The following is an 18,206-nucleotide window of genomic DNA, read 5'->3' as shown; positions in this document are numbered from 1 at the left end:
GCTGCACAGTCGTGAGCGCCGCCGCCGTCGAGGTGACCGACCTGGTCGTCAGGTACGGGTCCACCGCAGCCGTCGACGGTCTGACCCTGCGGGCCGAGCGCGGTTCCGTGCTGGCGCTGCTGGGTCCCAACGGCGCGGGCAAGACCACCGCCGTCGAGACCTGCGAGGGGTTCCGCCGCGCGGACGCGGGCTCGGTGCGGGTGCTGGGCCTGGACCCGGTCGCCGACTCGGCCGCGCTGCGCGCGCGCATCGGCGTCATGCCCCAGGGCGGGGGCGCCTACCCGGGGGTGCGCGCGGGCGAGATGCTGGCGCTGGTCGCCGCGTGCGCGGCCAACCCGCTGGACCCGGCCTGGCTGATCGACGTGCTGGGCCTGTCCGGCTCGACCCGCACCCCGTACAAGCGGCTCTCCGGCGGTCAGCAGCAGCGGCTGTCGCTGGCGTGCGCGCTAGTCGGCCGCCCGGAGCTGGTCTTCCTCGACGAGCCGACCGCCGGGATGGACCCGCAGGCCCGCAGGCTCGTCTGGGACCTGGTCGCCGCGCTGCGCGGCGACGGGGTCAGCGTGCTGCTGACCACCCACCTGATGGACGAGGCCGAGGCGCTGGCCGACCACGTGGTCATCGTCGACAAGGGCCGGGTCGTCGCCGAGGGCACCCCCGGCGAGCTGACCGCCGAGCGCCCCGACGCCCAGCGGTTGCGCTTCCGGGCCAAGTCGGGCATGGACACCGCGCTGCTGCTGGCCGCGCTGCCCGAGGGCTGCCGGGTCTCCGAGCCCACCACCGGCGGCTACCTGGTGACCGGGGTCGTCGACCCGCAGGTCGTGTCGACCGTGACCGCGTGGTGCGCCCAGCAGGGCGTGCTCGCCGAGGAGCTGAACGTGGGCCGCCGCAGCCTGGAGGACGTCTTCCTGGAGCTCACCGGGCGGGAGCTGCGCTCGTGACCGCCTTCCCCCCGGGCACCTTCTCCCCCGCCCCCGGCCGCGCGGGCGTCGGCCACATGCTGGCCGTGCACGCCAGGACCGAGGCGCGGCTGACTCTGCGCAACGGCGAGCAGGTCCTGCTGACGCTGCTGATCCCGCTGGCGCTGCTGGTGGGCCTGAGCCTGCTCGACATCATCGCGATGCCCGACCCGCGCGTGGACCAGGTGACCCCGCGGGTCTTCGCGCTGGCGGTCATGTCCTCGGCGTTCACCGGCCAGGCCATCGCGCTGGGCTTCGATCGCCGCTACGGCGTGCTCAAGCGGCTCGCGGCCACCGCCCTGCCCCGCTGGCTGCTGGTGGCGGGCCGGGTCGCGGCGGCGCTGGCCGTGGTGGCGGTGCAGGTCGTGGTGCTGGGCCTGGTCGCGTTCGCGCTGGGCTGGTCCCCGTCGGCGGGCGGGCTGCTGTGGGCCGTGGCGCTGGTGGTCCTGGGCACCCTGACCTTCGGGGCCCTGGGTGTGCTGCTGGGCGGGGCGCTCAAGGCCGAGGTCGTGCTGGCGCTGGCCAACGTGATCTGGTTCGTGCTGCTGCTGGCGGGCGGCATCGTCCTGCGCGCCGACGCGCTGCCGTCGGGGATGGCGGCCGTGGTGCGGGTGCTGCCCTCGGGCGCGCTGACCGAGGGGCTGTCGCAGGCGCTGATCGACGGGTCGGCGCCCGCGTGGTGGGTGTGGGTGTCGTTGCTGGCGTGGGGCGGCCTGGGGGCGTTCGCGGCCACGCGGACCACCAAGCTGACCTGACCGCGGCACGGCTGAGATCCGGTTCGGCAGCGCTCTCATTCTCCTGGGAAAACGCTACCGCCGGACGGGTCGTGGGGGGAGTGACCAGTCCGGCGGTAGCCCAGAGGGAAGGCGATGGGGGAGTTCGCCTTCCGCAACGCAGTGTAGTGCCGCGTGATCGTTGCGTGGAGCCCTTTCGCGAAGATGACCACACTTTCGAGCCTTCACCCTGCGGAGCGGCCCCTCGGGCGATAAGGAGATCACTCGCGCCGGGGGTCGCCAGAGGATCACCGAGACCGCCCACATACCATCTCGTCGTGGCGCTGCAAACCCTCAAAGACCGTCTTGACCGCATCCCCCCGGCGAGCGTGCGCGTGCAGCGGGCGGTCGGGATCGCCACGGTGGTGACGCAGTCGCTCATCGCCGTCACCGGGTCCGTCGTCCGGGTGACAGGCTCCGGACTGGGGTGCAGCGAGTGGCCGAACTGCCTGCCGGGCAGCATGGTCCCGGTCGAGCACCCCGAGTACGCGATGCTCAACCAGTGGATCGAGTTCGGCAACCGGCTGCTGACCGGGCTCGTCGGGGTCGTCGCCATCGCCGCGTTCGTGCTCGCCTACCTCGACCGGCCGCGGCGCGCGCGCTACGTGCGCCTGGCGCTGGTGATGCCGGTGGGTGTGGCCATCCAGGGGATCATCGGCGGGGTCACGGTGCGGCTGGACCTGCTGTGGTGGATCGTCGCGGTGCACCTGCTCGCCTCGATGCTCATGATCTGGCTGGCCACGCTGTACCTCAACGCGATCGACGAGGGGCCCGGGCCCGCCGTGCCGCGCGGCCCGGCCGTGCTGGGCAGGCTGCTGCCGGTGCTGGCGGGCGTGCTCGTCGGCCTGCTGGTCGTCGGCACCATGGTCACCGGCGCGGGCCCGCACGCGGGCGACCCCGCGACACCGCGCCTGGACCTGCCGGTCGACGTGCTCTCGCACGTGCACGCGGCCTTCCTCTACGTCTTCCTGGCGCTGCTGGTGGCGGTCGGGGTCATCCTGCGGCGCACCGGGGACACCCCCGCGCTGCTGTGGCGCCGCTACGCCGTGCTGGTCGTCGTCGTCCTGGCGCAGGGCGCGCTCGGGTTCACCCAGTACTTCACCGGGGTGCCCGAGGTGTTGGTGTCGCTGCACGTGCTGGGCGCGACGGTGGTCATCTGGGCCACGGCGAACCTGTGGGCGGGGGCGTGGGAGCGCCCCGCCGTCGTGCGCGAGGGCGAGCGGGTGACCGTCCCCGCGTGAGGCGCCCGCAAGACGCGAGAACCGGGCGGCCCAGTGGGCCGCCCGGTCGCGTTCGTCAGGAGTCCGCCGCTCAGCCGCGGAAGCGGGCGGCCATCTTGGTCCGGTGCCCGGAGCCGATCTTGGCGGCCTCCACGGTCTCGCGGTCCCACTCGGCGGCGTCGAGGTCGCGCACCTTCTCCACCAGCGCCTCGCCGGTCTCCACCGACGGCACCAGCACGTCGCCCATGGCGCCGTCGCCGCCGACGAGCACCACGCGGGCGCCCGTGCGCCCGATGGGCTCCACGACGGCGCGCGCGGGCTTGCCGTGCTGCTTCACGAACCCGGTTGCGGCCTTGAGGGCCTCGGGCGGGACCGGTGCGGGGGTCTTCTCGTCTGCCACCTGGTAGAGGGTAGGGCCTGCGGGGGCTCGGCACCCGATCGGCGTGACTGGCGACACTGCCGGGCCGGTGCGGGATGATCGCCGCCGCGCCCAGGTTGACCCGGGGTGACAACGCACCGTCGCGAGAGGAGCAAAACGTGCCCAAAGCCGTGCGGGTGAAGCGCACCGGTGGACCAGAGGTGCTCGAGTACGGCGAGGTGCCCGAGCTGTCCCCGGGGCCGGGCGAGGTGCTCGTGGCGGTCGCGGCCAGCGGGGTCAACTACATCGACACCTACCACCGGGGCGGGATGTACCCGGTGGACCTGCCGTTCACGATCGGCCAGGAGGCCGCGGGCACGGTGACCGCGCTCGGCGACGGCGTCACCGACGTCGCGGTGGGCGACCGGGTGGCCTGGTCGGGGACGATGGGCAGCTACGCCGAGCAGGCCGTGGTGCCCGCGGCGGCGGCCGTGCCGGTGCCCGACGGCGTGACCGACGAGATCGCGGCGGCCGTGCTGTTGCAGGGGCTCACCGCGCACTACCTGGTCACCTCGACCTACCCGGTGCGCGAGGGTGACACCGTCCTCGTGCACGCGGCGGCGGGCGGGGTCGGGCTGCTGCTCACCCAGCTCGCGACCGCGCGCGGCGGGCGGGTCGTGGCGACCGTGTCGACCGCGGAGAAGGCCGAGCTGGCCAGGGGCGCGGGCGCGGCGGAGGTCGTCAACTACGCGCAGGAGGACTTCGTCGCCCGCACCAGGGAGCTGACCGGCGGCGAGGGCGTCGCCGCGGTGTACGACGGGGTCGGCAAGACCACGTTCGACGGGAGCCTGTCGGTGCTGCGCCCGCGCGGCACGCTGGCGCTGTTCGGCGCGGCCAGCGGCGCGGTGCCGCCGGTGGACCCGCAGCGGCTCAACCAGGCCGGGTCGGTGTTCCTGACCCGCCCGTCGCTGGGCCACCACATCGCCACCCCGGAGGAACTGCGCTGGCGCACCGGCGAGCTGTTCGAGGCCATCGCGGCCGGGACGCTGGACGTGCGCGTCGGCCACCGCTACCCGCTGTCGGAGGCGGCGAAGGCGCACGAGGACCTGCAGGGCCGCAGGACCGCGGGCAAGCTGCTGCTGATCCCGTGAGCTGACAACCGGAAGCGCCGCCCCGGGGCGTCCGGGCGGCGCTTCTCCTGCTGGGATCAGGAGACCCGCACGGCGTCGATGACGAACACCAGGGTCTCGTTCGGCTTGATCTGGCCCTGCCCCCGCGCGCCGTAGCCCTTGGCGGGCGGGACGACGAGCAGCCTGCGGCCACCCTCCTTCATCCCGATCAGGCCCTCGTTCCACCCGTCGATCACGCCCGCCTGGCCCACGTTCTCCAGCGGGAAGGGCTCGCCGCGGGCGAAGGAGGAGTCGGCGACGGACTTGGTGGACCAGGCGACCAGGTGGTAGTCGGTCAGCATGGTCACGCCCGCGGTGACGTCCGTGCCCGTGCCAGGAGCCAGGTCCTTGCTCAGCAGCTCGGTCGGCGGCGAGCAGGTGTCGGGGATCGTGACGGTGGGCTCCGCGCCGAACGCGCCGCCGACCTCCACGTCGTCGACCGAGCAGACGGAGAGGGTGGCGGTCGTCCGCACGGCGCCGACACTGGGCTCCTCGGCGTTGCCACAGGCCGCGAGGCCGGCGGCCAGGGCCGCGACGATCAAGGTCTTGCCAACGGTGCGCATGGCGGGAGCTTAGATACCGACCGGTAACCGAGGCCAGGGCGGCAGAACGTGAACTCTCACCCGTTTCGCGCATTTTCTCGTCAGCACCTTGCGCGTACGGTGATTGTTCAGCCCCTGACCGTGACTTTCCGCGACGCCCACCCCTGCCTTCCCCGGGGACCGTCGCGGGTCTGACGACGCCTCGAGGAGGTGACCGACCGTGCCCGCGGACAGCAGGTGGGTCCGCGCCCGAGCGATCCAGGACATGTTCTGGACCAGGACCGGCTTGCTGCTCGCGGTCCTGATCGTGGTGTCGTCCCTGGCTTCCTGGCTCGCCGACCAGGTCGGGCCGGGAACGCCCAAGACCCTCCTCAGCGCGTTGGGCACCGGCGCCCTGGTGTCGGCGGTGGTCGGCTTCGGGCAGACCCTCATCACCGCCTCGGCCAGCCAGCGCGCGATGGTCACCCCGCTGGTCGAGGAGAGCCGCAAGGCGCTGCGCGAGCTGTCCGACGAGTACCGGTCGCTGAACTCGGAGTTCTTCCCCACCCACGTCTTCGAGGCCACCACCGAGCCCGACCCGGCCTTCAACGCGCTGATGATGCGCGACCTCGGCGCCACCAGGCAGTTCCTGTTCCGCGGGTTCTCCGGCCGCTACGCCGCGGTGCGCCTGCTGCTGGCGCACGCGGAGTGGGAGGTGCGCGCGGTGGTCGCCGACCCGCGCGGGCGCTCGGCGGTGACCGGCCGGGCCCGGCACCTGTTGCGGCACAAGGGCGCCGACTCCGACTACGAGGTCGAGTACCAGCGCGTGCAGGAGCACTTGCACGAGGACGTCAAGACCGGTCTGGTCGGGCTGTACCTGGCCCGCGGCCGGTGCACATCGATCGAGGTCACAGCGGTGATCGACCCGCCGCTGGACCGGTTGGAGCTGTTCGACGACAGCGTGTGGGTGACGCTGTACAGCTCGGTGGCCGGGGCGCCCGCCCTGTACCCGCGGTCGCTGCGCTTCTCCGAGGGGTCCTTCCTCTACGACATGCAGCGCGCCGAGTTCGCCCGGCTGCGCGCCGCCGACGCCGCCCAGTTCACCATCACCCCCGAGACCACCAGGGACGAATTCCTCGCCCACTTCACCGAGATCACCGGCGAGGCCCCGTCCGACCAGCGGTTCCGCGAGCTCTCCGAGCGCTTCCACGCCTTCCGCCGCGACTTCGCCGCCAAAGCCGAGCTGGGAGGCTGACCGTGCTCGACACGCCCCGGGAACCCCGACACGACCTGACCGAGCTCGCCGCGAGGATGGCCGAGACCGACCTCACCGCCTGGCAGGCCGCGGCCGAGAGCGTCGCCGCCTTCAGCGACGGCGCGGGCCTGCTCGCCCTGCTGCGCAAACACCTCGCCGACCTGCCCCCGGACCGGGCGGCGGCGATGATCGGCCGCTCCCGCGAGACCACGACGCACTTCGCCTGGTGCCTGCGCGACCGGGCGGGTGAGCCGTTCAGCTTCTGGCTGCACGAGTACAAGCCGCAGCGGGACTGGCGCGCGGGTTACGCCGACTCGGTGCACAACCACCGCTACCACTTCTCCACGGTGATCCTGCGCGGCGGCTACCGGCACGAGCGGTTCACCGCCGCCGTGGACGCCGAGTCCGGCTTGATCACCGCCGCCCGGCTCACCGAGCGGGTGGACGCGGTCGAGGGCGAGTCCGGCGTGCTCACCGCCGAGCAGTTCCACCGCATCCCCACCGCCCTCGACGGGACCGCGACGTTCCTGGTCAAGTCCCGCCCGGTGCGCCCGTGGAGCCTGTCCTGGGACCCCTCGACCGGCATCGGCCACCGGCACACCCCCGTGGAGGCACGTTTGACGGACCTGACCCGCACCCTCTGACCTGCGGATTAACATCGACCCTCCCACGACACGACGGGAGGGTCCGAACCATGTCCCCCACACGCCCCGCGATCGAACTGGTGGAGAAGCAGGTCCACGACCTGTGCGCGCTCTACGCCCGCCACCTGCCCTTCCACGGCTGGCACCACGTCAGCTTCGTCCGCGACAAGGCCGTCGAGTTCGCCACCAGCAACGGCTCCGACGTCGCCGTCGTCGAGACCGCCGCCCTGGTCCACGACGTGAACTACCTGGTCCGCCGCAACTCCTCCGCCGCCGAGGGCGACGGCCTCCGCCGCGACATCCTCACCGCCGCGGGTGTCGACGAGGCCGACGCCGACCACATCGACGCCCTCGTCGACGAGGCCGAGATGCGCAACCGACACCGCGGCATCTCCCTGGAGGCCCAAGCCCTCTCCGACGCGGACACCCTGTTCAAGGCGCTGCCGGTCACCCCCGTGGTGCTGGCCCACAAGTACCTCGCCGAGAACGGCATCGGCCTGCGCGAACTGGCGGACAAGATCGTCGGCGAGCAGAACACCCCCCACGAGGAGGGCTTCTACTTCTACTCCCCCGCCGCCGCGGCCGCCTACACCAAGTGGGCCACGGCCAACCTGGAACTCTGGCGCTGCATCAAGGAGTCCCTCGACGACCCCACCGTGGAACGGTTGCTCACCGCGGTGGCGTCGTAGCCTCAAGCCCGCGGTCCCCACCGTGGTCGACGAACCCGCGCGCCGCGCCGGGTCGGTCACCGACGCGCGGGGCCTACCACTGCCAGGGCCAGCCGAGGAGCGGCAGCGACAGTGCCGAGTCCACGGCCAGGGCGACGAAGACCAGGGTCAGGTACGAGTTGCTCAGGTGGAACAGCTTCATCGGGTTGTTGGGCTCGTCGCGCTTGACCGCGTTGTGGAGGCGGTGGGCGTAGACGAGGAACCACGCGCCCGCCAGGACCGCGAAGGCCGTGTACAGCCAGCCGGTGGCCGGGACCAGCAGGAGGGTCCAGGCGACCATGACCCAGGAGTAGATGACGATCTGCTTGGCGACCTCGGCCGGGGTGGCGATGACCGGGAGCATCGGGACGCCTGCGTTCTTGTAGTCGTCGCGGAACTTCATCGCCAGGGCCCAGAAGTGCGGCGGGGTCCAGAAGAAGATGACGCCGAACATGACCAGGGCGGGCCAGCCGATGTCGCCGGTGACCGCGGACCAGCCGATGACGACGGGCATGCAGCCGGCGGCGCCGCCCCAGACGATGTTCTGGGCGGTGCGGCGCTTGAGCAGCATGGTGTAGACGAGGACGTAGAACAGGATCGCGCCGACGGCCATGGCCGCGGCCAGCAGGTTCGTGGTCGACCACAGCCAGGCGAACGACAGGACGCCCAGGATGACGCCGAACACCAGGGCGTTGCGGGTGGGCACCGTGTGCTGGGCCAGCGGGCGCTTGGCGGTGCGCTTCATCTTGGCGTCGATGTCCGCGTCGACCACGCAGTTGAGCGCGTTGGCCGAGCCCGCGGCCATGGTGCCGCCGACGAGGGTGGTGAACACCAGCCAGGGGGACGGGAAACCGCGGGCGGCGAGCATCATGGCCGGGACCGTGGTGACGAGCAGCAGCTCGATGATCCTGGGCTTGGTGAGCGCGACGTACGCCTTCACCACCGTCACCGGTGTGCGGCGGGGGGCCTCGGTCCGCTCGTCGGCGGGCACGGGGGTCACCGACGACATCGCGCTCCTCTGTGGTGGTGGACCGCGCCCTGACCAGGTGAGACGCCGGTCACGACGAGGTGCGTCCGGTACCGGGGCGACGTCCGCGGCACCGATCGAATGTTAACCGCGCGGTGAACGGGTACCCCGCCCGGGTGGCCCGGCGTGGCCGCGTTCGGTCGGAGATCACATCGCGACCGCGTTCGGACTACGCTGATCCGTGGACCAGGGATGAACCGCGGGTCTGACCTTGTCACCCGCCTGCGGGATCGATTTAGAACCCGATGCGGAAGACTGGGTTGCACGACCTGCCGAGAAGTGGAAGTGGGAGCCGAACTCCAGTGTCCGTCAGCAGTGAAGTGCCCAGCGACGTGTCCGCCCTCACCCAGGCCTCCGTGCCGGATGACTGGTCGGACCTCGACAAGAGGGCAGTCGACACCGTCCGCGTCCTGGCCGCAGACGCCGTGCAGAAGGTCGGCAACGGCCACCCCGGCACCGCGATGAGCCTGGCGCCGCTCGCCTACGCGCTCTACCAGCGGGTGATGCGCCTCGACCCGACCGACCCGCACTGGATCGGCCGTGACCGGTTCGTGCTGTCGGCGGGCCACTCGAGCCTGACCCAGTACATCCAGCTCTACCTGACCGGGTACGGCCTGGAGCTCGAGGACATCAAGGCCCTGCGCACCTGGGGTTCGAAGACGCCGGGGCACCCCGAGTACAACCACACCGACGGTGTGGAGATCACCACCGGGCCGCTGGGCCAGGGCCTGGCCTCGGCGGTGGGCATGGCGATGGCCGCCCGCCGCGAGCGCGGCCTGTTCGACCCGGACGCCGCGCCCGGCGAGTCGGTGTTCGACCACTTCGTCTACGTGATCGCCTCCGACGGCGACATCGAGGAGGGCGTCACCTCCGAGGCGTCGTCGCTGGCGGGCCGCCAGGAGCTGGGCAACCTGGTCGTCTTCTACGACGACAACAAGATCTCGATCGAGGACGACACCGCGATCGCGCTGTCGGAGGACACCGCGGCCCGGTACGAGTCCTACGGCTGGCACGTGCAGGTGGTCGAGGGCGGCGAGAACGTCACCGGCATCCTGGACGCGGTCGAGGCGGCCAAGGCCGTCACCGACAGGCCGTCGTTCATCCTGCTGCGCACGGTGATCGGCTTCCCGGCGCCGACGCTGATGAACACCGGCAAGGCCCACGGCGCCGCCCTCGGCGACGAGGAGGTCGCCGCGGTCAAGAAGATCCTCGGCTTCGACCCCGAGAAGACCTTCGAGGTCACCGACGAGGTGCTCGCGCACACCCGCTCGGTGATCGAGCGGGGCAAGGCCGCGCACGCCGAGTGGCAGACCAGCTTCGACGCCTGGGCCGCGGCCAACCCCGAGCGCAAGGCGCTGCTGGACCGCACCAGCGCCTACGGGCTGCCCGACGGCTTCGCCGAGGCGCTGCCGAGCTGGGACCCGGACCCCAAGGGCGTGGCCACCCGCAAGGCCTCCGGCGAGGTTCTCGGCGCGATCGGCCCGCTGCTGCCGGAGCTGTGGGGCGGCTCGGCCGACCTGGCCGAGTCCAACAACACCACCATCAAGGGCGCGGACTCCTTCGGCCCGACCTCGGCCTCGACCGGGCACTGGAACGCCAACCCCTACGGCCGCACGCTGCACTTCGGCGTCCGCGAGCACGCCATGGGCTCGATCCTCAACGGGATCGTGCTGCACGGCCCGACCCGCCCGTACGGCGGCACGTTCCTGGTGTTCTCCGACTACATGCGCCCGCCGGTGCGGCTGGCCGCCCTGTCCGGGCTGCCGGTGACCTACGTGTGGACGCACGACTCCATCGGCCTCGGCGAGGACGGTCCGACGCACCAGCCGGTCGAGCACCTCGCGGCGCTGCGCGCGATCCCGAACCTGGTCGTGCTGCGCCCCGGCGACGCCAACGAGACCGCGGCGGCGTGGTCGGCCATCCTGCACCAGCACACCCAGCCGGTCGGCCTCGCGCTGACCAGGCAGAACCTGCCGGTGCTCGAGGGCACCAAGGAGAAGGCGGCCGAGGGCGTGGCCAAGGGCGGCTACGTGCTGGAGGAGGCGACCGGCGGCACGCCGCGGGTCGTGCTGATCGGCACCGGCTCGGAGCTGCAGATCGCGGTCGAGGCGCGCAAGGTCCTCGAGGCCGACGGCGTGCCCACACGGGTGGTGTCGATGCCCTCGGTCGAGTGGTTCGACGCGCAGGACGCGGCCTACCGCGAGTCGGTGCTGCCCAAGTCGGTCAAGGCGCGGGTCGCCGTCGAGGCGGGCATCGCCCAGCCGTGGCACCGGTTCGTCGGCGACGCGGGCGAGATCGTCTCGATCGAGCACTTCGGCGCCTCGGCCGACTACCAGACCCTGTACCGCGAGTTCGGATTGACCTCGGAGGCCGTCGTGGACGCCGCGCGGCGCTCCCTCGAAGCGAACGGAGGCACGAACTGATGACCGACAACCTCAAGACCCTGTCCGACGCCGGGGTGTCGATCTGGCTGGACGACCTGTCCCGCGAGCGGCTGACCTCGGGCAACCTGGCCGAGCTGATCCGCGACAAGCACGTCGTGGGGGTGACCACCAACCCGACGATCTTCGCCGGGGCGCTGGCCGACGGCGCGGCCTACGACGACCAGGTCCGCGAGCTGGCCGCCCGGGGCGCGTCCCTGGACCAGGCGGTCCGCGAGCTGACCACGACCGACGTGCGCAACGCCTGCGACCTGTTCCGCGACGTGCACGCCGCCACCGGTGGCGTGGACGGCCGGGTGTCCATCGAGGTCAGCCCGGGGGTGGCCAAGGACACCGAGGCCACCGCGGCCGAGGCGGCCGACCTGTGGAAGACCGTCGACCGGCCGAACCTGCTGGTCAAGATCCCGGCGACGCTCGAGGGCCTGCCCGCGATCACCCGCACCCTGGCCGAGGGCGTCAGCGTGAACGTGACGCTGATCTTCTCCGTCGAGCGCTACCGCGCGGTCATGGGCGCCTACCTCGACGGCCTGGAGCAGGCCAAGGCCAACGGCCACGACCTGGGCGACCTGCACTCGGTGGCGTCGTTCTTCGTGTCCCGGGTGGACAGCGAGGTCGACACGCGGCTGGAGTCCATCGGCTCCGAGGAGGCGCTGGCGCTGCGCGGCAAGGCCGCCGTGGCCAACGCCCGGCTGGCGTACGCGGCGTTCGAGGAGACCTTCTCCGGTGAGCGCTGGGAAGCACTGGCCGCGGCGGGCGCGCACAGGCAGCGTCCACTGTGGGCATCGACCGGGGTCAAGAACCCGGACTACTCCCCCACCCTCTACGTCGACGACCTGGTGGTGGCCGACACGGTCAACACCATGCCGGAGAAGACCCTGCACGCGGTGGCCGAACACGGCAAGATCACCGGTGACAAGGTGACCGGCACCGCCGCCGAGGCGCAGGAGGTCTACGACCGGCTGTCCGCCGTGGGCATCGATGTCGACGACGTGTACCTCACCCTCGAGACCGAGGGTGTGGAGAAGTTCGAGAAGTCCTGGCAGGAGCTGTTGGACTCCGTCAAGGGACAGCTCGACAGCATCAAGTGAACCGAGCCGAGTGAACTGATTAGGGACAAGGGAGAGGGCTGACGCCACCTATGGCAGAGCACCCCGGAGATGTCGCAGTAACTCTGATCGACCAGCGGCTCGCCGAGGAGGCGGCGCCGTTGGTCGCTGGGCTGGTCGCCGACCAGGTGGCGTCGAAGCTCACCGCGCAGGACCCCACGCTGTGGGGCGCCGGGGCGGAGTCCGAGTCGGCCGTCCGGCTGGCGTGGACGACGCTGCACGAGACCTCCCGACCCCTGCTGGCCGAGATCGACGCCCTCCGCGCGGAACTGCGCGCGGAGGGCGTCGACCGGATCGTGCTGGCGGGCATGGGCGGCTCCTCGCTCGCCCCGGAGGTGATCACCGCGACCGCGGGCGTGCCGCTGGTCGTGCTGGACACCACCGACCCGGGGCAGGTCGCCGACGCGCTGGCGGGCGACCTGGAGAACACGGCGGTCGTGGTCTCCTCCAAGTCCGGCTCCACCGTGGAGACCGACAGCCACCGCAGGATCTTCGAGAAGGCGTTCACCGACGCCGGGATCGACGCGCCGAGCCGGATCGTGGTCGTCACCGACCCCGGCTCGCCGCTGGAGCAGGCCGCCGTCGAGGCGGGCTACCGCCGCGTGTTCCAGGCCGACCCGAACGTGGGCGGCCGGTACTCGGCGCTGACCGCGTTCGGCCTGGTGCCTGCCGGGCTGGCGGGCGCGGACGTGGCGGCGCTGCTGGACGAGGCCACCGCCGCGGCCGGGGCGCTCGGGGCGGACTCGGCAGACAACCCGGGCCTGGTGCTCGCCGCGGCGCTGGCCGCGGCGCACGCGCGCGGCGCGGAGAAGGTCGTGCTGGCCGACACCGGCTCCGGCATCAAGGGCTTCGGCGACTGGGCCGAGCAGTTGGTGGCCGAGTCCACGGGCAAGAACGGCACCGGCCTGCTGCCGGTGGTGGTCGAGGGGCCCCAGGCCCCCGGCTTCGCCGACGCGGGCCAGGACGCCACCGCCGTGGCCATCGGCCCGGCCGAGGCCGGGGCGGGGATCGCCACCGCGGGCAGCCTCGGCGGGCTGATGCTGCTGTGGGAGCACGCCACGGCGGTCGTGGGCAGGCTGCTGGGGATCAACCCGTTCGACCAGCCAGACGTGGAGGCGGCCAAGAAGGCCGCCCGCGCGCTGCTGGACAAGGCGGGCGAGGACACCGAGGCCGCCCCGGCGTTCACCGACGGGCCGGTGCGGGTGCACGCGTCCGGGGGGCTGCTGCCCGAGGGCACGACCACGATCGCGGGCGCGCTGCACGCGCTGCTGGCCGCCGCCCCCGCGCACGGCTACGTCGCGGTGCAGGTCTACCTCGACCGGCTCGACGACGCGTCCGCGGTGGTGCTGCGGACCGAGATCGCGCGCACGTCCGGGCTGCAGACCACCTTCGGGTGGGGCCCGCGCTTCCTGCACTCGACCGGCCAGTACCACAAGGGCGGCCACCAGAACGGCGTGTTCCTACAGGTCACCGGGGACGCCGAGGAGGACTTGGCGGTGCCGGATCGCCCCTACACCCTGGGGGTGTTGCAGCACGCGCAGGCGCTCGGCGACGGTCAGGTCCTCATCGACCACGACCGGCCGGTGCTGCGCCTGCACTTCACCGACCGCGCCGCCGGGCTGGCCCGGCTGGTCGAGGCGTTGGCGCAGGTGTCCCCGTGACCCAGCGCGCGAAGAACCCGCTGCGCGACGAGCGGGACAAGCGGCTGCCGCGGATCGCGGGGCCGTGCGGGCTGGTCATCTTCGGTGTGACGGGCGACCTGTCGCGCAAGAAGCTGATGCCCGCGATCTACGACCTGGCCAACCGCGGCCTGCTGCCGCCGGGCTTCTCCCTGGTCGGGTTCGCCCGGCGGGACTGGGCCGACCAGGACTTCGGGCAGGTGGTGTACGAGGCGGTCAAGCAGCACGCCCGCACCCCGTTCCGGGAGGCGGTGTGGGACCGGCTGTCCGAGGGCTTCCGGTTCGTGCAGGGCTCGTTCGACGACGACGAGGCCTTCGACACCCTCGCCGCGACGGTCAAGGAGCTCGACGAGCTGCGCGGCACGTCGGGCAACCACGCGTTCTACCTGTCGATCCCGCCGGGGGCGTTCCCGGTGGTGACCAAGCAGCTCGCCCGCTCCGGCCTGGCGAACCCGACCAGCGCCGACGAGTGGCGCCGGGTCGTCATCGAGAAGCCGTTCGGGCACGACCTGACCAGCGCCCGGCAGCTCAACAAGGTCGTCAACGCGGTCTTCCCCGAGGAGTCGGTGTTCCGCATCGACCACTACCTCGGCAAGGAGACGGTGCAGAACCTGCTGGCGCTGCGCTTCGCCAACCAGCTCTTCGAGCCGATCTGGAACGCCAACTACGTCGACCACGTGCAGATCACCATGGCCGAGGACATCGGCCTCGGCGGGCGCGCGGGCTACTACGACGGCATCGGCGCGGCGCGCGACGTCATCCAGAACCACCTGCTGCAACTGCTGGCGCTCACCGCGATGGAGGAGCCCGGCTCGTTCCGCCCGCACGCCCTGCGCACCGAGAAGATCAAGGTGCTGGAGGCGACCAAGCCGGTCGAGCCCTACGGCGAGACCACCGCGCGCGGGCAGTACGAGGGCGGCTGGCAGGGCGGGCAGAAGGTTCCCGGCCTGCTGCAGGAGGGCGGGTTCGCCAAGGACTCCTCGACCGAGACCTACGCCGCGATCACCCTCGAGGTGAACACCCGCCGCTGGGCCGGGGTGCCGTTCTACCTGCGCACCGGCAAGCGGCTCGGCCGCCGGGTCACCGAGATCGCGGTGGTGTTCAAGCGCGCCCCGCACCTGCCCTTCGACGACACCTCCACCGAGGAACTGGGGCAGAACGCCCTGGTGGTGCGGGTGCAGCCGGACGAGGGCGTGACGCTGCGGTTCGGCTCCAAGGTCCCGGGCAACACCATGGAGGTCCGGGACGTGTCCATGGACTTCTCCTACGGGCACGCGTTCACCGAGGCGTCCCCGGAGGCCTACGAGCGGCTGATCCTGGACGTGCTGCTCGGCGAGCCGTCGCTGTTCCCGGTGAACAAGGAGGTCGAGCTGTCCTGGGAGATCCTCGACCCGGTGCTGCGGCACTGGGCCTCGAACGGCAAGCCCGACAGCTACCCCGCGGGCACCTGGGGACCGGACTCGGCGGACAAGATGCTCGCACGCGACGGCAGGCACTGGAGGCGGCCGTGATCATCGACCTTCCCGCGACCACGACCTCGAAGGTCAACTCCAAGCTCGTGCACGTGCGCGAGCAGGGCGGGGCGACCACGCTGGGCCGGGTGCTGACCCTGGTGATCGTCACCGACGACGGGGAACGCACCGAGGAGGCCATCGAGGCCGCGAACGAGGCCAGCCGCGAGCACCCGTGCCGGGTGATCGTGGTGGCGCGCGGCGCCAAGCGGGCCGCGGCCCGGCTGGACGCCCAGATCCGGGTCGGCGGCGACGCGGGCGCCTCGGAGGTGATCGTGCTGCGGCTCTACGGCGCGCTCGCCGACGAGGGCGCGAGCTGCGTGATCCCGCTGCTGCTACCCGACGCCCCGGTGGTGGCGTGGTGGCCGTTCGAGGCGCCCGCCAAGCCCGCCGAGGACCCGATCGGGCGGCTGGCGCAGCGCCGGATCACCGACTCGGCCACCGACCGCAACCCGATCAAGGCCCTGGAGGTGCGCCAGCGGTACTACGCCGACGGCGACACCGACCTGGCCTGGACCCGGCTGACCCTGTGGCGCGCCGTGCTGGCCGCGTCGCTGGACCTGCCGCCGTACGAGAAGGTCACCTCGGCCGCGGTGACCGGCGAGGGCGACTCGCCCTCGACCGACCTGCTGGCCGGGTGGCTGGCCGCGGCGCTGCGGGTGCCGGTGAAGCGGGTCAAGGCCACCGACGGCGAGGGCATCATCTCGGTGGTGCTCGAGCGCAAGTCCGGCTCGATCGAGCTGACCCGCCCGGACGGCCGGGTGGGCATGCTGACCCAGCCCAACCAGCCCGCCCGCCGGGTGGCGCTGCAGCGCCGCCAGGTGCGCGACTGCCTGGCCGAGGAGCTGCGCAGGCTGGACCCGGACGAGATCTACGAGGACACCCTCAAGGGCCTGTCCAAGATCACCCGGGCCAGGGCGTCGGCGCGGACCAGGCCGGACCCGGACCGGGCCGCGGACGTGGCCGGGCAGGCGCCGAAGCCGACGGCCGCCCGCGCCGCGCGGGTGTCCAAGGCCCAGAACGCCACAGCCAAATCCACAGCCAAATCCGCAGCCAAACCCACCGCCAAGCCCGCTGAGACCAAGTCCGCTGAGGCCAAGCCCGCGAAGGCCGCGCCGCGGCGGGCGACGACCACCAGGGCCAAGTCCGGTTCGAAGGCGGCCCGGTGAGCGCCCCGGAGGTGGTGGTCCACGCCGACGCCGACGCCCTCGCGACCGCCGCGGCGGCCCGGCTGGTGGCCGCGCTGTCCTCGGTCCAGCGGGCCAAGGGCAGCGTGTCGGTGGTGCTGACCGGTGGCGGCACCGGGATCTCGGTCCTGCGCGCGGTGCGCGCGGCCGCGTCCACCCTGGACTGGTCCAGGGTGGACGTCTACTGGGGCGACGAGCGGTTCCTGCCCGCCGGGCACGCCGACCGCAACGAGACCCAGGCGCGCGAGGCCCTGCTCGACCACGTCGCGGTCGACCCGGCCCGGGTGCACCCGATGGCCCCCTCGGACGGCGACCTCGGCGACGACCCGGACGCCGCGGCGGCCGCGTACGCCGAACTCCTCGGCGACTCCCCGGTGTTCGACGTGCTGCTGCTCGGCGTCGGCGAGGAGGGGCACACGCTGTCGGTGTTCCCGGACTCCCCCGCCGTGCACTCGACCGAGCCGGTGGTGGCGGTGCGCGACTGCCCGAAGCCGCCGCCGACCCGGATCAGCCTGACCCTGCCGACGGCCCGGCTGGCCACCCAGGTGTGGCTGATGGCCACGGGCGCGGGCAAGGCGGGGCCGGTGGGCGCCGCGGTGTCCGGTGTGTCCGAGGTGGACATCCCGGCGGCGGGCGCGCGCGGGGTCGAGGCCACGGTGTGGTTCCTCGACGAGGCGGCGGCCGCGAAGACCGCCAGGTCCTGAGTCGACGCAAGAGGCCCCCGGAGAGCGCTCCGGGGGCCTCTTGCGCGCGCCCTGCCCGCCGCGCGGTGGACCCGGGTGCGGGCTCAGAGCACCTCGCGCAGCCGGGCGCAGAACGCCTCCGGCCGCTCCAGGAACCCGACGTGCCCGCCGGGGAACATCGTCGGCGTGGTCCCCAGCAGGCCGGCCAGCGCGCGCGAGGTGCGGTCGCAGTGCTCGCCCGCCGAATCCTCGCCGAGCCCGACGAGCACCTTGGACCCGAGGGCGCGCAGGGCGTCGAGGTCGGGCAGCCACGCGGTGGTCTGCCAGAGCATGTGGTCGTTCATGAAGTCCGCGTCGGCCACCTGCCGCGGGGTGCGGCCGTCGCCGTACATCTCGACGACCATCTCCTCGGGCAGGCGCAGGTTCGCCAGCGCGAGGAACTTGCGGCCGGCGGCCAGCGCGTCGCCCGCGGCGTGCGTGTCGATGATGTCGCGGGTCTTGGCGCGCAGCTCCTCGCGGTCGTCGACCAGCTCGTTGAGCGGCGGCTCGTGCGCGATGGCCAGCCGGACCAGGTCGGGGCGGGCCTGGGCGAGGGCCAGGACGCTGACCGCGCCGCCGCTGGAGCCCAGCACGACGGCCGGGCCGCGGTCGACGTGCTCGATCAGGCGGGCCAGGTCGTCGGCGCGCAGCTCGGCGGTGGCGTCGCTGTGCGGGTCGTCGAGGCGGCTGCGGTTGATGCCGCGCGGGTCGGTGGTCAGCACGGTGTGCGTGGCGGCCATCAGGTCGGCGGCCGGGGCGAAGGGCTCGGCGTCCATCGGGGCGCCCACGAGGACCAGCAGCGGGCCGGAGCCGCGCAGCTCGTGGTGGAGCTCGCCGTCGGGCACGCGCAGCGACGAGGCGGTGACGGTGGTGGGCGTGTTCATCGGTTCGTCCTCCTGGGAGTGTCGTCTCACCCGTTATGACCGGCCG

At 72.7% G+C, this 18,206-nt stretch carries 17 protein-coding genes; 13 read left to right on the top strand and 4 right to left on the bottom strand.

Translation table 11 applies throughout. The features are described from left to right. The first annotated feature begins 11 nt into the window (after positions 1-11). From GCL84_RS17190 to GCL84_RS17180, 3 genes are all read left to right on the top strand, one after another. Positions 12-938 (top strand): ABC transporter ATP-binding protein, encoded by a 927-nt coding sequence (locus GCL84_RS17190; RefSeq protein WP_156756488.1) that lies wholly within the window; start codon positions 12-14, stop codon positions 936-938. A 56-nt stretch (positions 939-994) separates the two neighbouring features. Further along, a complete protein-coding gene (locus GCL84_RS17185) occupies positions 995-1,711 on the top strand; it encodes an ABC transporter permease (protein ID WP_156756531.1) in 717 nt (238 codons plus the stop codon). A gap of 296 nt (positions 1,712-2,007) precedes the next feature. After that, a complete protein-coding gene (locus GCL84_RS17180; RefSeq protein WP_156756487.1) occupies positions 2,008-2,970 on the top strand; it encodes a COX15/CtaA family protein in 963 nt (320 codons plus the stop codon). A 70-nt stretch (positions 2,971-3,040) separates the two neighbouring features. On the opposite strand, the gene GCL84_RS17175 is transcribed toward GCL84_RS17180, so the two are convergent. Next, positions 3,041-3,349 (bottom strand): hypothetical protein, encoded by a 309-nt coding sequence (locus GCL84_RS17175; protein ID WP_156756486.1) that lies wholly within the window; start codon positions 3,347-3,349, stop codon positions 3,041-3,043. A gap of 137 nt (positions 3,350-3,486) precedes the next feature. On the opposite strand from GCL84_RS17175, the gene GCL84_RS17170 reads away from it, so the two are divergent. Continuing rightward, the gene (locus tag GCL84_RS17170; protein ID WP_156756485.1) at positions 3,487-4,458 is read left to right on the top strand and encodes a quinone oxidoreductase family protein; all 972 of its coding nucleotides are present in this window, start codon (positions 3,487-3,489) and stop codon (positions 4,456-4,458) included. Between the two features lie 56 nt (positions 4,459-4,514). Here the strand turns inward: GCL84_RS17170 and GCL84_RS17165 are convergent, their stop codons facing one another. Continuing rightward, entirely contained in the window at positions 4,515-5,039 is a 525-nt protein-coding gene (locus tag GCL84_RS17165) for an FKBP-type peptidyl-prolyl cis-trans isomerase (RefSeq protein WP_156756484.1), read from the bottom strand. 244 nt (positions 5,040-5,283) lie between these two features. Between GCL84_RS17165 and GCL84_RS17160 the strand changes: the two genes are divergently transcribed. Genes GCL84_RS17160 through GCL84_RS17150 form a run of 3 tightly spaced genes read left to right on the top strand, consistent with a single transcriptional unit; the run spans position 5,284 to position 7,585 of the window. Then, complete coding sequence (locus GCL84_RS17160) at positions 5,284-6,252, top strand: hypothetical protein (RefSeq protein ID WP_156756530.1); 969 nt, start codon at positions 5,284-5,286, stop codon at positions 6,250-6,252. A 56-nt stretch (positions 6,253-6,308) separates the two neighbouring features. Continuing rightward, entirely contained in the window at positions 6,309-6,896 is a 588-nt protein-coding gene (locus GCL84_RS17155; protein WP_156756529.1) for a hypothetical protein, read from the top strand. 50 nt (positions 6,897-6,946) lie between these two features. After that, entirely contained in the window at positions 6,947-7,585 is a 639-nt protein-coding gene (locus GCL84_RS17150) for an HD domain-containing protein (protein ID WP_156756483.1), read from the top strand. A 73-nt stretch (positions 7,586-7,658) separates the two neighbouring features. Here GCL84_RS17150 and GCL84_RS17145 read toward each other — a convergent pair whose 3' ends face one another. Further along, positions 7,659-8,612: a heme o synthase gene (locus GCL84_RS17145; RefSeq protein ID WP_156756482.1), complete on the bottom strand. Its 954-nt coding sequence runs from the start codon at positions 8,610-8,612 to the stop codon at positions 7,659-7,661. Between the two features lie 350 nt (positions 8,613-8,962). Between GCL84_RS17145 and tkt the strand changes: the two genes are divergently transcribed. Genes tkt through pgl form a run of 6 tightly spaced genes read left to right on the top strand, consistent with a single transcriptional unit; the run spans position 8,963 to position 17,258 of the window. Beyond that, on the top strand, positions 8,963-11,053 hold the full coding sequence (gene tkt, locus GCL84_RS17140; RefSeq protein ID WP_407924405.1) for a transketolase: 2,091 nt from the start codon (positions 8,963-8,965) through the stop codon (positions 11,051-11,053). Beyond that, a complete protein-coding gene (gene tal / locus GCL84_RS17135) occupies positions 11,053-12,159 on the top strand; it encodes a transaldolase (RefSeq protein ID WP_156756480.1) in 1,107 nt (368 codons plus the stop codon). Before tkt ends, tal begins: the two co-directional genes overlap by 1 nt. Before the next feature lie 50 nt (positions 12,160-12,209). Next, positions 12,210-13,838, top strand: a complete 1,629-nt coding sequence (locus GCL84_RS17130; RefSeq protein WP_156756479.1) for a glucose-6-phosphate isomerase — start codon at positions 12,210-12,212, stop codon at positions 13,836-13,838. Beyond that, a complete protein-coding gene (zwf, locus tag GCL84_RS17125) occupies positions 13,835-15,367 on the top strand; it encodes a glucose-6-phosphate dehydrogenase (protein ID WP_156756478.1) in 1,533 nt (510 codons plus the stop codon). Before GCL84_RS17130 ends, zwf begins: the two co-directional genes overlap by 4 nt. Further along, complete coding sequence (gene opcA / locus GCL84_RS17120; RefSeq protein ID WP_156756477.1) at positions 15,364-16,536, top strand: glucose-6-phosphate dehydrogenase assembly protein OpcA; 1,173 nt, start codon at positions 15,364-15,366, stop codon at positions 16,534-16,536. The genes zwf and opcA overlap by 4 nt, the downstream gene beginning before the upstream one ends. Beyond that, positions 16,533-17,258 carry a 6-phosphogluconolactonase gene (gene pgl, locus GCL84_RS17115; RefSeq protein ID WP_156756476.1) on the top strand — a complete coding sequence of 242 codons (726 nt, stop codon included), beginning with the start codon at positions 16,533-16,535 and terminating at the stop codon, positions 17,256-17,258. Before opcA ends, pgl begins: the two co-directional genes overlap by 4 nt. A gap of 83 nt (positions 17,259-17,341) precedes the next feature. Here pgl and GCL84_RS17110 read toward each other — a convergent pair whose 3' ends face one another. Further along, on the bottom strand, positions 17,342-18,160 hold the full coding sequence (locus GCL84_RS17110; RefSeq protein ID WP_156756475.1) for an alpha/beta fold hydrolase: 819 nt from the start codon (positions 18,158-18,160) through the stop codon (positions 17,342-17,344). Between the last annotated feature and the right edge of the window lie 46 nt (positions 18,161-18,206).

The sequence above is a fragment of the Actinokineospora pegani genome, from assembly GCF_009745975.1.
GTDB classification, from domain to species: Bacteria; Actinomycetota; Actinomycetes; order Mycobacteriales; family Pseudonocardiaceae; genus Actinokineospora; species Actinokineospora pegani.
The sequence above is the reverse complement of the archived record's forward strand: the minus strand, read 5'-3'. Positions and strand labels throughout refer to the sequence as shown.